This window comes from Vibrio sp. J2-4, assembly GCF_021728155.1.
Classification (GTDB): Bacteria; Pseudomonadota; Gammaproteobacteria; order Enterobacterales; family Vibrionaceae; genus Vibrio; species Vibrio diabolicus.
Map to the genome: position 1 here is coordinate 62,726 of NZ_JAKKCN010000006.1, position 13,675 is coordinate 76,400.

Below are 13,675 nucleotides of genomic sequence, written 5' to 3' on the forward strand. Positions count from 1 at the left end.
AAGATTATGACGGCACAAATCAAATTAGAGCGCGAAGCGCATATTGCCAAGCTCACGATTAGTAATCCGCCAGCGAACACTTGGACGCTTGAATCCCTAAATCAGCTCAAAGAGTTGGCGATTGAACTCAGCAATGATCGCTCTATTTATGCGTTGGTTTTAACAGGCGAAGGCGAGAAGTTCTTCTCTGCTGGAGCAGATCTTAATAACTTTGAATCGGGTGATAAATCACAAGCAGCAGACATGGCGTTCGCATTTGGTGAAGCGTTTGAAGCGCTTTCTGCATTCGATGGGGTTTCTATCGCAGCGATTAATGGCTATGCGATGGGCGGCGGTCTGGAAGTGGCGATGGCGTGTGACATTCGCATCGCAGAAGAACAAGTACAAATGGCACTTCCTGAAGCATCGGTCGGCTTGTTGCCTTGCGCGGGCGGGACGCAAAACCTGACCGCGTTGGTTGGTGAAGGTTGGGCGAAACGCATGATCTTGTGTGGTGAGCGTGTGACGGCCGAGCGAGCGGAAAAAATTGGTTTAGTCGAAGAAGTGGTTGCAAAAGGCAAAGCACTGGAAGCGGCTATGGAACTTGCACAGCGCGTCGCAGGTCAATCGCCGAAATCCGTGTCTGCATGCAAAACGCTTATTCAAGGTCGACGCAGCCAAACTCACGCGGCCGGATTGGTCTTGGAGCGTGAACTGTTCTTACAGCTGTTTAATACACAAGATCAGACTGAGGGTGTGAACGCCTTCTTGCAAAAGCGTAAGCCACAATGGACAAACAGCTAGTGGAGGCCAAATGACAGGTACAGTAAATGTTTCAAAACTGGAGTGCGCGGATGGCTCTGTTATTGGTGTGCTGGAGCTTGATAATCCAGCCGCCCTCAACGCGCTGAGTTACGTGATGATTGAGCAGTTGTACAAACAGCTTAATGAATGGCAAATGGACGACAGTATCGTCGCGGTCTTTTTGCATGCCAAGGGTGAAAAAGCGTTTTGTGCTGGCGGCGATATTCAAGCGATCTACCGTGCACTTGAAAACAAAGAGCAAGATTTTGATTCTGCGTTTTCAGCCATGGAGACCTTCTTTGACCTCGAATATCGCTGTGATCATCTTATTCACACTTATCCAAAACCGATCATCGCGTGGGGGCATGGTTATCTGATGGGCGGCGGTGTGGGCTTATTTATGGGCGCAAGTCATCGCGTAGCAGAAACCACCACACGCTTTGCGATGCCAGAGATTAAAATCGGCCTTTACCCAGACGTAGGCGCGACGTACTTCCTAAATCAGTTACCAAAACATTTGGCACTTTTCTTAAGTTTGACGGCTTGCCAAATTAACGCGACAGACATGAAAGCGTTGGGATTAAGCCAATGGATTGCAAAGCCAGAAAGCAAACAAGCACTGTTGGATCTGCTTACATCCATAAGTTGGAAAGGTGAAGCGAACATCAACGAAAAAATCGCCAATACGCTGCGTTCGGTACAAGTGGACGAGCCAAGCGAAGGGATGTTGATGCCATATGCGGGATTGATTGATCAGCTTTGTTCGGGGGATTTAGATTCGATTGTCCGCGCAATCAGCAGTGCTGACGTTGATGACAAGTGGTTCGTCAATGCGCAAAAAGCATTGAACTATGGCAGTCCGTTGTCGCTCAATATCACCTATCAGCAGTTAACGCAGTATCAAAATCTCTCTTTAAAAGAGTGTTTTGATATGGAATTTAACCTGACGCTACGTTGCGGCTTAGAAGGTGATTTTAGAGAAGGAGTTCGTGCGCTGATTATCGATAAAACCAATCAACCGACTTGGCAACATCGCACGGTTTCTGACGTAACGCCACAAGTTTTGGAACGCTTCTTCGCGCCAATTGATTCAGCAGAATACCCACTGACCGCATCCTCGGTTGCCACTGTGGCACTTTAGACAAGGAAGAAATACGACATGGATAAAATTGCATTTATTGGCCTTGGCAACATGGGCGCGCCTATGGCTAAGAACCTACTTACAGCGGGCTTGAACGTCGAAGTGTTTGATTTGAATCCAAACGCTGTGGCAGAACTTACCGCACTTGGTGCGTCGAGTGCAGATTCGGTAAAACAAGCCGTTCAAGGTGCGAGCGTGGTGGTCACCATGCTACCTGCTAGCCAACACGTTCAAAGTGTTTATCTTGGTCAAGACGGGATCTTAGATAGCGTAGATTCTGGAACGCTGCTAATCGACTCTTCGACCATCGATCCAGCGACCGCTCGTTTGGTTGGCGAAAAGGCGCTGCAGCTTGGCATCAGCTTTGTTGATGCACCGGTATCTGGTGGCGTTGCGGGCGCAGCGGCAGGTACGTTGACTTTCATTGTTGGCGGCTCACAAGAGAACTTTGTTCAAGCCAAGGTGGTGCTTAGCCACATGGGCAAAAACATTTTCCATGCAGGGGATGCCGGAGCCGGTCAGGTGGCGAAGATCTGCAATAACATGATGTTGGGCATTTTGATGAGCGGCACTTGTGAAGCACTCAATTTAGGCATGGAAAACGGACTCGATCCCAAAGTGCTGTCTGACATCATGCGGCAAAGTTCAGGCCGTAACTGGGCGCTAGAGCTTTACAACCCGTGCCCAGGTGTGATGGAAAACACGCCTGCAAGCAATGGTTATCAGGGCGGCTTTATGAGTCAGTTAATGGCGAAAGATCTCGGTCTTGCGATGGAAGCGGCGGTTGCCAGTCAAACATCAACGCCAATGGGCAGCTTGGCTCGTAACCTGTTTAACTTTCACAACGGTCAGGGCAACGGACAAAAAGATTTTTCAAGCTTGTTTGAGTTCTACCAAAAGCAAAATCAGGCCTAAGGAGTGCTTATGGATCTAGCAAATAAGGTTATTGCGATCACGGGGGCCGGGCAGGGGCTTGGTAAACAAATGGCGCTGTCGCTAGCGGAAAGCGGTGTTCACCTTGCGCTTATAGACCTCAATTCAGACCAACTGGCTGAAACGAAAGCGGAGTGTGAATCTTTCGGCGTCACTACTCGTTTTTATGTAGCGAACGTGACGGAAGAACAAGAAGTGTGCGCTGCTTTTGAGCAAATTGAAGCGGATTTCAAACAGCTCAATGGCGTGATCAATAACGCAGGCATTATGCGCGATGGCATGTTCATCAAAGTTAAAGATGGTCAGGTTAACGCGATGTCGCTGGAACAATTTCAGTCTGTTATGGATGTGAATGTGACAGGTACTTTTCTGTGTGGCCGCGAAGCGAGCAAGGTAATGCTGAACACCGATAGCAAAGGCGTTCTGATCAACATATCTAGCGTCGCGCGTGCGGGGAATATTGGTCAAACTAACTATTCTGCATCCAAAGCGGCGGTAGCCACCATGGCGACGGTGTGGGCGAAAGAGTTAGGGCGTTTCGGAATTCGCTCAGTAGCGATTGCTCCGGGTGTCATCAAGACTGCCATGACGGACCAAATAAAACCTGAAGCGATGGAGCGTTTAGTCAAAATGATTCCTGTCGGACGCTTAGGTCTTGCTGATGAAATTTCTTCGACCATCAAATACGTGTTAACCAATGAGTTCGTGACTGGAAGAGTATTCGAAGTCGATGGCGGAATGCGAATGTAGCCCCTCCTCATATTAAAAAGGGGAGCGAGCTTGATTGTCCGCTTCCTTCCTCCTTTCTTATATTGTTTCTATCGATAATTATTAATGGATGTTTTAGTAACGGCTGCTGTACCGATTACATTTACAACTCTTTTGTATTTTTGGTATGAATAAGTGCTCTCGTGTTAATTTTTATGTAAATGTATTAATTCACAATCAAGACAATTTTTTGTCTCATTGATGAGATTTTTCTTCTTGGGGTATGAAAAACACTCTTATTGATTATATTGTGACCGAAAACCATTTCGACATCTAAAGATGGTGATTTATTATTCAGCGCAAAATACATGGGAATATGAGGCTGGCTGAATAACCTTCAGCTACCTTAATAATAAAATAACCAGAATTCTCTATTACACTGAAGTAACTACCCATTAGGGAAGAGCAATAATGTCACTATTTCATTCGCTTAGGACGATGCCACTACTATTGGGGTGTCTGTGTCTTTCTATTCAGGCATCCGCAGAAAAGGTTGAACAAGAAGGTAAGTTTTTACAGTCGCTAGAAGGCATTGAAAATCAAATTTACGCATTACCTCAGAGCTCTTTGGCTTTGATTGAGGCGTTAGAAGAAGACTCTCTACTACAAAATCAACCAACAGAGCTACTGGTACGTTATTGGCTTGCAAAGTCCACGGTTCTAGAGCTACTTGGACGCGCGGAAGAGAGCCAAAACGTCGCACAAAAAGGGTTGGAACTTGTGCGTCCACAAAGCCATGAGTATCTCTTATTTAAGTTGATTCAGATGCGAACTATGGTCGGAAAGAGCGATATCGATACCGCGCTTTCTTCGTTGGATAGTTTGTTGGAAACATCGCGTGAAAATGGCGATAAGCAGCTCGAGTCGGAGATCCTGTTGCTAAAAGGACGTTACTACGATGAGCAGGGCGAGTTTAAAAAATCCTATGCCGCAATTATGTCGTCAATGGATGCGGCTGAGTCCTCTGGCGTTCAAGGATTGGTCGAACGGGCGGCGCTAGAGCTTGGTGACGTACTGGTCAAAATTCAGGGCTATGACCGTTCAGAAGCATTGTTGGAACAAGCGTACCGTTATTTTAGGGATAGACGCATGTCGTTCAATGAGCTGCTGAGCGTCTTAACGATAGCAAAGCTTCATAAGGCACAGTTCCAATACGAAGAGGCGATTGTATCGTATCAGAGAGCGCTAAAGCTCGCGCAAATCATCGGTGACGGGCGCTTTAGGTTTCGAGTTAACCTCGAGCTTGCTGCGTTATACCGTGAGACGAACCAAGAAAATAAGATGGTTCGCCACTTAAAGCTGGCGGAGAACTTACAATATAGAGAAACCTCTAGCGCCTACTTAGCTACATTTAAGCTGTTGCAAGCCGAATATATGCTAGAACAGAAGCAGTTTGAGACACTTCTAGCGATGATCGCGCCTATGTTGCCGGAAATTATCGAGAGCCGATATGTTAAGCAACAGCAAATGGAACTACTAAAAGTGGCTGCCATGGCCTACGCGGGAAGCAATGACTTTAAATTAGCGTATAAAACTTACGGCAACTATCACGATAAATTCATCCAATTTAGCAACCAAAGAGAAGTTGAAAATCTTGAGCGTCAACAGACGCTATTTGAGCTAGAAAGACTTGAATATGAGAACGAAGATCTCAACTGGAACAACGTGTTGCAGCGTATGGAACTGGAAAATAACCGTCGTACCTTTTATCTATTGGGTGAAGCGCTACTAGCACTCATTGGTGTTCTCTTTTTGATGGCAGTGGTATTCCTTGTTGTGAATCGATCACGTTTAAGAATGCGCCGCCTAGCAAAGACAGATACGTTGACAGGGTTATTCAATCGCCGTTTTTTAGAAGATTGGTTCACTAAACCCGTAGAGACGAAACGTGAACGCAAAGAAAAGCCGACGCCTCAATCTAAGCAAGAAAAGGTCCAGCATTTTGTGTCTGAACAAGTCGAGCAAGTTAAGTACGGCTACCTAGCTTTAAACAAATGGGTGGATAGCAAGCTCGATAAACAGAAAATGGTGCCAAAGAAGCCGCAGTCGGGGCCGGTAAGTTTAGCGCTAATCGATGTAGATTATTTTAAACAGGTAAATGATACCTATGGACATGTGTTCGGTGATGCCGTACTAACAGGCGTTGCCAAAGTGCTAGAAGAGACGGTGCGTGAAAATGACATTGTTGCACGCTTTGGTGGTGAGGAGTTTGTTGTTGTGATGCCCAATACCGATCATGAAGACTCTCTCATTACCGCTGAACGATTACGTAGCGCTTTATCCTTACATGGGTTCGTCACGGAACAGAATGAAGAAGTGAGAGTGACCTGTAGTTTTGGTGTTGTGACGACTGAAGATAGTGAGATGAATTTTAAATCACTCTGTGATCAGGCAGATAAATTACTTTATCAAGCTAAAGCGGATGGACGTAACTGCGTGAAAGGGCGCAAGCTGACCTAATAAAATCAAGAATGCAGGCTCATCAAACGGTGAGCCTGAACTTACCCTTCCTACTGATTACTTCAGAATCACTTAAGAGTATCGAATTACATACTCATAGCGTTCAGTATTACCTACTCGTTTTATCTCCCACATTTTCAAAGTACTAATGTCACTTGTGTATACGAAGCAATAACACACGAGTATGTCTGTTTTTTATACAAACAAAGCCGATACAGGTGAAATGATTAGTGGTCGATGTAAAATTTTTCTGGTGTGGATTTTTGTGGCACGAAAAACAATTCTCTGAAAGGTGTGTTAAAAATTGACACTTCAATAAGTTATTGGTTTATTTGTGTTTTTATTTGGGTTTTTAAACGCATCTTTGACTTTTACGACAAGTTATCGCATAGAAATTTTGCGTACACCATCAACTTTCCTTCCTTTGTTAATAACCTTTTTCTTAAAAAATGATTTGAGTTCGAACTAATTTTCAGGCATTTTATATTTAACTAACCGTTCAATTAAAAATAACAAGGACGCAAAATGCCAAAGGTGGGGATGCCTGAAATCAGAAAACCACAGCTGGTGAAAGCGACAATGTCAGTGATTGATAGAGTCGGTTTACACGCTGCGAGTATTTCGTTGATCAGTAAAGAAGCAGGTGTATCAACGGGAATTATCAATCACTATTTTGGTGGTAAGCATGGGTTGTTGGAGGAAACGATGCGAGAGATCTTGCGTCAGCTTTCGTCCACCATCACGCAGAAGTTGCGTGAGCTGCCAAGCGATGCTCATCATCAGAGAATTAATGCCATCATTGACGGTAACTTTGTCGGCTATCAGGCAGAAAACCAAGTTGCGAAGACTTGGCTGGCGTTTTGGTCGTACTCAATGCATGACGAGCAGCTTAAGCGTTTGCAGCGTGTCAATGAACGACGTTTATTGTCCCACCTAAGAAAAGAACTCAAAGCATTATTAAATGCAGAGCAGGCCGAACTGGTTGCTCATGGTATTGCGTCACTTATCGATGGTATTTGGCTGCGCGGAACGCTCAATCCGCAAGGTATTGATGCAGAAAGAGCGAGAATCATCATCAACGACTATCTCGACAAACAACTTACGTTTTATTCTGAAAAAATATAAAAGTCACAGGTCTTCAAAATGGAAATGAAAGCACACTATATCAATGGTGCGATGTACAACGGGTGTTCAGATGAGCACTTCACCACTTACAATCCGGCGAATGGTGAGCCATTGGCCAACATTAAACAAGCGAACCAAGACGATCTCGAAGCGGCGATTGAGTCGGCAAAGAAAGGTTTTGCTGCATGGTCAGCAATGACTGCGATCGAGCGTAGCCGTATTTTACACAAAGCCGTTGCCATTTTACGTGAGCGTAATGACGAGCTGGCTGCATTAGAAGTGGCAGATACTGGTAAGCCAATTCAAGAAGCTATCGCGGTTGATATAACAACAGGTGCCGATGTTCTTGAGTACTATGCGGGTCTTGCTCCAAGCTTGCAAGGTGAACAGCAGCCACTCAGCGAAGACCAGTTTTTCTACACACGTCGCGAGCCATTGGGCATTTGCGCAGGTATTGGCGCTTGGAATTATCCAATCCAAATAGCGATGTGGAAATCGGCGCCAGCACTGGCTGCGGGCAACGCTATGATCTTCAAACCATCAGAAGAAACACCATTAACAGCGCTTAAGCTAGCAGAAATTTATTCAGAAGCGGGCATGCCAGATGGCGTATTTAATGTCGTACAAGGGGATTACCGAGTAGGGCAGATGCTAACGGCGCATCCTGACATCGCAAAAGTATCCTTCACGGGCGAATCAGGCACCGGTAAAGTCGTCATGAGTGACAGCGCTAAGACACTAAAACAAGTAACGATGGAGCTGGGTGGTAAGTCTCCACTGATTATTTTTGATGATGCAAAGTTAAACGATGCCGTTTCTGCGGCCATGGTGGCGAACTTCTACACGCAAGGTGAAGTTTGTACGCACGGTACACGCGTGTTTGTTCATGAAGGTATTTATGATGACTTTATCGCACAACTTAAAGCTCGAACTGAGTTGTTAGTTGTCGGCGATCCGCTTGATGAGAACACGCAAATTGGCGCGCTGATCTCTAAAGATCATGAATCGAAAGTACTAGGAGCGATTGAAGCCGCGAAAGCGAGTGGCGCGACGTTACTGACTGGTGGTTACAAAGTAACAGAGAATGGCTTAGCCAATGGTAACTTTGTTGCTCCAACCGTATTTGTCGATTGCGATGATGACATGAGCCACGTTCAGCAAGAAATCTTTGGTCCGGTAATGTCAGTGCTGAAATTCCGCGATGAGTCGGAAGTGATTGCACGTGCAAATGGCACCGATTATGGCTTGGCTGCAGGCGTATTTACTCAAAACCTATCTCGTGCCCACCGCGTGATTCATCAAATTCAAGCTGGTATTTGTTGGGTGAATACATGGGGTGACTCACCTGCGGAAATGCCAGTTGGTGGCTACAAACAATCAGGTGTTGGCCGTGAAAACGGTGTCGAAACCCTTAAACATTACACGCAAACGAAGAGTGTTCTGGTTCAGCTAAGCGACTTCGAAAGCCCTTACAAATGATACCAATCGTAGTAGATAACTGACCACTTTAGCTTGTTAAAATGCTCGATAACTGCGTTGTCAATTTTGATTGTAGGCTAACTACTTATCGAAAATTTCCGCCTTGTTCTCAAGCATTTTTCCTACGCTAATTTCGTTCACTTACCTACTGTGATTGGTATTAACTCCTAGGAGAATCAAAATGCAACAACACTACGATTATATCATCGTCGGTGCGGGTTCGGCCGGCTGTGTGTTAGCGGATCGCTTAAGTGAAAGTGGTCAATATTCGGTCCTATTACTCGAAGCGGGTGGGTCGGATAAAAGTATTTTTATCCAAATGCCGACGGCGCTTTCTTACCCGATGAACACTGAAAAATACGCGTGGCAGTTTGAGACAGTTGAAGAGCAAGGGTTGGATGGCCGTCAACTTCATTGTCCTCGCGGGAAAGTTCTGGGCGGTAGTTCGTCGATCAACGGCATGGTTTACGTTCGTGGACACGCTTGTGACTTTGACCAGTGGGAAGAGGAAGGCGCGAAAGGCTGGAATTATCAATCGTGTTTGCCTTATTTCCGTAAGGCAGAGTCTTGGATTGGTGGTGCTGATGAATACCGAGGCGATAACGGTCCAGTCGGCACATGTAACGGCAACGATATGAAGCTCAATCCGCTGTATCAAGCTTTTATTGATGCAGGCAAAGAAGCGGGCTACCCAGAAACAAAAGATTACAACGGTTATCAGCAAGAAGGCTTTGGCCCAATGCATATGACCGTTGACAAAGGCGTACGCGCTTCAACCTCCAATGCATACTTAAGCCGTGCTAAAAAACGCAAAAACTTCACCCTAATGAAGCGAGTGACGGTTCATCGCGTTTTACTGGAAGAAACAGGCGCAGAAGGCAAGAAAGCGGTTGGTGTTGAATTCGAAAAGTCAGGTTCAGTTCAGCAATGTTTTGCGAACCATGAAGTGGTTTCGAGTGCCGGCTCGGTAGGCTCTGTGCAGCTACTTCAGCTTTCAGGCATTGGCCCTAAAGCAGTATTAGAGAGAGCTGGCATTGAGGTGAAACATCCGTTGGAAGGGGTAGGTAAAAACCTGCAAGATCACTTAGAAGTGTACTTCCAATATCACTGTAAGCAACCTATCACGCTCAACAGCAAATTAGGTTTGGTGAGCAAGGGCTTGATTGGCACTGAGTGGATATTAACTCGCAAAGGCCTTGGGGCTACTAACCACTTTGAATCATGCGCGTTTATCCGTTCTCGTGAGGGACTAAAGTGGCCAAATATTCAATATCACTTTTTGCCAGCGGCAATGCGTTATGATGGACAAGCTGCTTTTGACGGTCATGGTTTCCAAGTGCATGTTGGACCTAACAAGCCCGAAAGTCGCGGCTCGGTCGAAGTTGTATCTGCGAATCCGAATGATAAGCCGAAGATTGAGTTTAACTACATTTCCACTGAACAAGATAAGCAGGATTGGCGTGATTGTATTCGCCTTACTCGCGAGATCCTCAATCAGCCAGCCATGGATGAGTTTCGTGGTGATGAGATCCAGCCGGGTCTGAATATCACAACGGATGAGCAAATTGATGAATGGGTGAAGCAGAATGTCGAGAGTGCTTACCATCCATCTTGTACCTGCAAAATGGGCGCAGACAATGACCCATTAGCGGTTTTGAATGAGCGATGCCAAGTACGCGGTATTCAAGGCTTACGTGTGGTGGACTCTTCTATTTTCCCAACCATTCCGAACGGTAATTTAAATGCGCCAACTATTATGGTGGCAGAACGCGCCGCGGACATGATTTTGGATAACGCCCTGGAAACGTCGAACAACGCACCAGTTTGGATTGCACCGAACTGGCAAGAGATGCAACGAATGCATCCGCCAAAAAGAGATCTCGATTCGATCTCATAAAAACGAAAAAAGTCAGTAATCATTACAAGGAATTCAATATGTCTAAGATGACAAAAATCTTCTCAACAATCGCACTAAGTACTTTAGCAACAGGCGCTTATGCCAACCAATGTGAAACGGTACGTTTTGCAGATGTAGGTTGGACTGACATTACGGCGACCACCGCCGTGACATCTGAGCTGCTAAAAGGGTTGGGGTACAAAACGAAGACCGATCTTCTGTCAGTGCCTGTAACTTACTCCTCTATGGCCAATGGCGATATCGACATTTTCCTAGGTAACTGGATGCCAACAATGGAAGGTGACATCGCGAAATACCGTGATGCAGGTACCGTTGAAACCGTACGAGCGAACCTCGTCGGCGCAAAATACACACTCGCGGTTCCAAAGTACGTTTATGACGCAGGCGTGACCAACTTCGCTGACCTAGTAAAACATGCCGACAAATTTAAAGACCGCATTTACGGCATTGAACCAGGTAACGATGGTAACCGCTTAATTCAATCAATGATTGATAGCAACGCATTCGGCCTAAAAGACTTCAGCCTAGTTGAATCCAGTGAAGCCGGCATGGTGTCTCAAGTATCACGTGCTGCGCGCCGCAACCAATGGATTGTGTACCTAGGTTGGGCCCCGCACCCAATGAACAGCAACGTTGAAATGGAATACCTAGCGGGTGGTGACGACTTCTTCGGCCCTAACTACGGCGGCGCGAATGTCTACACAAACGTACGTAAAAACTACCTTGCTGAGTGTCCAAATGTAGGTCAGCTAGTGAAAAACCTAGAATTCAACCTAGAAATGGAAAACGAATTGATGGAAGCGATTCTCAACCAGAAGCAGAAACCGTCGAAAGCAGCGCAAGCATGGTTGAACGCAAACCAAGAACAAATTGAAGCGTGGCTAGAAGGCGTTAAGACGGTGGATGGTCAAGACGCAGTAACAGCAATTACAAACTATTTAAAAACTAACGCTTAATTAAGCAGTTTTTAAGCGAGTTTTTTTGAAAAAGAAAGTGGGCAGTTATGCCCGCTTCATTAACACAAAGGTTTTATTTTGAATTTTATTACGGACAACAAACTACCGTTGGGCCAATGGATGGAAACTGGCGTCGATTGGTTAACCATCAATGCATCGGGTTTCTTCGATGCAATCTCTATTACACTTGAAACGATCATTCTTTTCGTGGTGGACATTTTTAAATGGATGCCACCTGCAGCGCCAATCATTATGACGGCGGCAATTGCTTGGTTCTTACACCGCAGCATTCCGCTTGTCGTATTCATCGTGTTGGCCTTGCTCGCAATTCTCAACCTTGGTTACTGGCAAGAAATGCTGGAAACCTTTGTCCTTGTGTTTGCAGCGACAACGATTTCCGTATTAATTGGCGTGCCGTTGGGCATTATGGCGGCACACCGTCCTTGGTTATACACCTTGTTGCGACCAATCCTCGATTTGATGCAGACCGTACCGACATTCGTTTACCTAATTCCAACCTTGGTTCTGTTTGGCTTAGGTATTGTCCCTGGCCTAATCTCGACCATCATTTTCGCTATCGCTGCGCCAATTCGATTGACTTACCTCGGTATTATTAAAGTGCCGGAGGAGCTACTTGAAGCGGGCAAAGCATTTGGTGCAAGCCGCATGAAGCTGCTGTTTAAGGTAGAGTTACCTGCGGCATTACCAAGTATTATGGCCGGTGTTACGCAATGTATTATGTTGTCTCTCTCTATGGTGGTCATTGCGGCACTTGTTGGTGCTGATGGACTTGGTAAGCCAGTCGTGCGTGCACTGAATACCGTAAACATCTCGCAAGGTTTTGAAGCGGGTTTAGCGATTGTACTGGTCGCCATCATTCTTGACCGCTTGTGTAAAGCACCAAACCAGAAGGAGGCTTAATCATGGACGCAATTACTATTCAAAATCTTGATGTGGTTTTTGGTCAGCAGCAGTCACAAGCGTTAGCACTACTAGACCAAGGCAAGTCTCGACAAGAAATCATCGACGAAACTGGCCAAGTGGTTGGGGTTGATAATGTTTCGCTGAACGTGAAACAGGGTGAGATCTGTGTTTTGATGGGGCTTTCAGGCTCGGGTAAATCAAGTTTGCTGCGAACAGTTAACGGGTTGAACGAAATTTCTCGTGGCTCTCTGAAAATTAAAGACGGCGACGACATGGTTGAGCTCTCTAACTGTGACGAACAGAAGTTGCGCCACCTTCGTACTCACCGCGTATCCATGGTGTTTCAGAAGTTTGCATTGATGCCATGGTTAACGGTATTAGATAACGTTGCGTTTGGTCTAGAAATGCAAGGCATTGGCAAAGCAGAGCGCCGTAAAAAAGCGCGTGAACAGCTCGAAATGGTCGGTTTGTCTGAGTGGGAAACGAAATTCCCGCACGAGCTCTCTGGTGGTATGCAGCAGCGTGTTGGCCTAGCGCGAGCGTTCGCGATGGACACAGATATCTTGTTAATGGATGAGCCGTTTTCAGCGCTTGACCCATTGATTCGTGCTCAGCTTCAAGATGAATTGATTCTGCTTCAAGAAAAGCTAAACAAAACCATTCTTTTTGTGAGCCACGACTTGGATGAAGCGCTAAAAATCGGTAATAACATCGCCATTATGGAATCAGGAAAACTGATTCAACACGGCAAGCCCGAGCAGATCATTCTTGCTCCAGAAAACGATTATGTGGCTGACTTTGTAGCCCACACTAATCCATTGAACGTACTTAAGGGACGCTCTTTGATGCGTGACGACTTAGTTCGTGAAGATGAGCGTGTTCTGATTTGCCCTGACAAAGATATTTGGGTGACCCAAGAGAGCAAAGGCTTAAGCTTAGCGGATACAGATAAGTCGTTGGTTCAATGGAAGAGCGATTCTTCGAACCTTGATGAGGTAAACGAAAACTCTCTGGTTCAGGTTAGCCCGGAAATCAGTATGCGAGAAGCGATTGAGCTTAAGCAGCGCAGCAATCAGCCTCTGCTTATGGTGGAGGACAACCAGTTAGTTGGTGTGTTAAGCGACCACGAGCTTTACGATGCATTGCTTGGTAACTTTAAGTCCGAGCAAGTGGCATAAAGTTAGAGTA

Annotated in this window: 11 protein-coding genes; all 11 read left to right on the forward strand. The window is 45.8% G+C overall.

The window, feature by feature from the left end; all coding sequences use genetic code 11:
- The first annotated feature begins 6 nt into the window (after window positions 1-6).
- The 11 genes from L3V32_RS19670 to choV all read left to right on the forward strand — a co-directional run bounded on the left by L3V32_RS19670 (window position 7) and on the right by choV (window position 13,665).
- A complete protein-coding gene (locus tag L3V32_RS19670; RefSeq protein ID WP_237284997.1) occupies window positions 7-783 on the forward strand; it encodes an enoyl-CoA hydratase in 777 nt (258 codons plus the stop codon).
- 10 nt (window positions 784-793) lie between these two features.
- A complete protein-coding gene (locus L3V32_RS19675; protein WP_237284998.1) occupies window positions 794-1,924 on the forward strand; it encodes an enoyl-CoA hydratase/isomerase family protein in 1,131 nt (376 codons plus the stop codon).
- Between the two features lie 18 nt (window positions 1,925-1,942).
- Window positions 1,943-2,839, forward strand: coding sequence for a 3-hydroxyisobutyrate dehydrogenase (gene mmsB, locus L3V32_RS19680; protein ID WP_237284999.1), 897 nt, complete (start codon window positions 1,943-1,945; stop codon window positions 2,837-2,839).
- A gap of 9 nt (window positions 2,840-2,848) precedes the next feature.
- A complete protein-coding gene (locus L3V32_RS19685) occupies window positions 2,849-3,607 on the forward strand; it encodes an SDR family oxidoreductase (protein ID WP_006741033.1) in 759 nt (252 codons plus the stop codon).
- A 456-nt stretch (window positions 3,608-4,063) separates the two neighbouring features.
- Window positions 4,064-6,085, forward strand: coding sequence for a tetratricopeptide repeat-containing diguanylate cyclase (locus L3V32_RS19690; RefSeq protein WP_012842340.1), 2,022 nt, complete (start codon window positions 4,064-4,066; stop codon window positions 6,083-6,085).
- Window positions 6,086-6,610: 525 nt separating this feature from the next.
- Window positions 6,611-7,210, forward strand: a complete 600-nt coding sequence (gene betI, locus L3V32_RS19695; protein ID WP_005392557.1) for a transcriptional regulator BetI — start codon at window positions 6,611-6,613, stop codon at window positions 7,208-7,210.
- A gap of 18 nt (window positions 7,211-7,228) precedes the next feature.
- Window positions 7,229-8,689: a betaine-aldehyde dehydrogenase gene (gene betB / locus L3V32_RS19700; protein WP_170892909.1), complete on the forward strand. Its 1,461-nt coding sequence runs from the start codon at window positions 7,229-7,231 to the stop codon at window positions 8,687-8,689.
- Between the two features lie 181 nt (window positions 8,690-8,870).
- On the forward strand, window positions 8,871-10,586 hold the full coding sequence (gene betA, locus L3V32_RS19705) for a choline dehydrogenase (RefSeq protein ID WP_237285000.1): 1,716 nt from the start codon (window positions 8,871-8,873) through the stop codon (window positions 10,584-10,586).
- Window positions 10,587-10,624: 38 nt separating this feature from the next.
- Window positions 10,625-11,563, forward strand: coding sequence for a choline ABC transporter substrate-binding protein (locus L3V32_RS19710; protein ID WP_005392553.1), 939 nt, complete (start codon window positions 10,625-10,627; stop codon window positions 11,561-11,563).
- 78 nt (window positions 11,564-11,641) lie between these two features.
- Window positions 11,642-12,484 carry a choline ABC transporter permease subunit gene (choW, locus tag L3V32_RS19715; protein WP_005392552.1) on the forward strand — a complete coding sequence of 281 codons (843 nt, stop codon included), beginning with the start codon at window positions 11,642-11,644 and terminating at the stop codon, window positions 12,482-12,484.
- Between the two features lie 2 nt (window positions 12,485-12,486).
- Window positions 12,487-13,665 (forward strand): choline ABC transporter ATP-binding protein, encoded by a 1,179-nt coding sequence (choV, locus tag L3V32_RS19720; RefSeq protein ID WP_104970601.1) that lies wholly within the window; start codon window positions 12,487-12,489, stop codon window positions 13,663-13,665.
- The last annotated feature ends 10 nt before the right edge of the window (window positions 13,666-13,675 follow it).

Coding starts and splice junctions, on each gene's coding strand:
- L3V32_RS19675 (WP_237284998.1), top strand. CDS start 794: ATGACAGGTACAGTAAATGTTTCAAAACTGGAGTGCGCGGATGGCTCT.
- mmsB (WP_237284999.1), top strand. CDS start 1,943: ATGGATAAAATTGCATTTATTGGCCTTGGCAACATGGGCGCGCCTATG.
- L3V32_RS19690 (WP_012842340.1), top strand. CDS start 4,064: ATGCCACTACTATTGGGGTGTCTGTGTCTTTCTATTCAGGCATCCGCA.
- L3V32_RS19685 (WP_006741033.1), top strand. CDS start 2,849: ATGGATCTAGCAAATAAGGTTATTGCGATCACGGGGGCCGGGCAGGGG.
- betB (WP_170892909.1), top strand. CDS start 7,229: ATGGAAATGAAAGCACACTATATCAATGGTGCGATGTACAACGGGTGT.
- betI (WP_005392557.1), top strand. CDS start 6,611: ATGCCAAAGGTGGGGATGCCTGAAATCAGAAAACCACAGCTGGTGAAA.
- L3V32_RS19670 (WP_237284997.1), top strand. CDS start 7: ATGACGGCACAAATCAAATTAGAGCGCGAAGCGCATATTGCCAAGCTC.
- choV (WP_104970601.1), top strand. CDS start 12,487: ATGGACGCAATTACTATTCAAAATCTTGATGTGGTTTTTGGTCAGCAG.
- L3V32_RS19710 (WP_005392553.1), top strand. CDS start 10,625: ATGTCTAAGATGACAAAAATCTTCTCAACAATCGCACTAAGTACTTTA.
- betA (WP_237285000.1), top strand. CDS start 8,871: ATGCAACAACACTACGATTATATCATCGTCGGTGCGGGTTCGGCCGGC.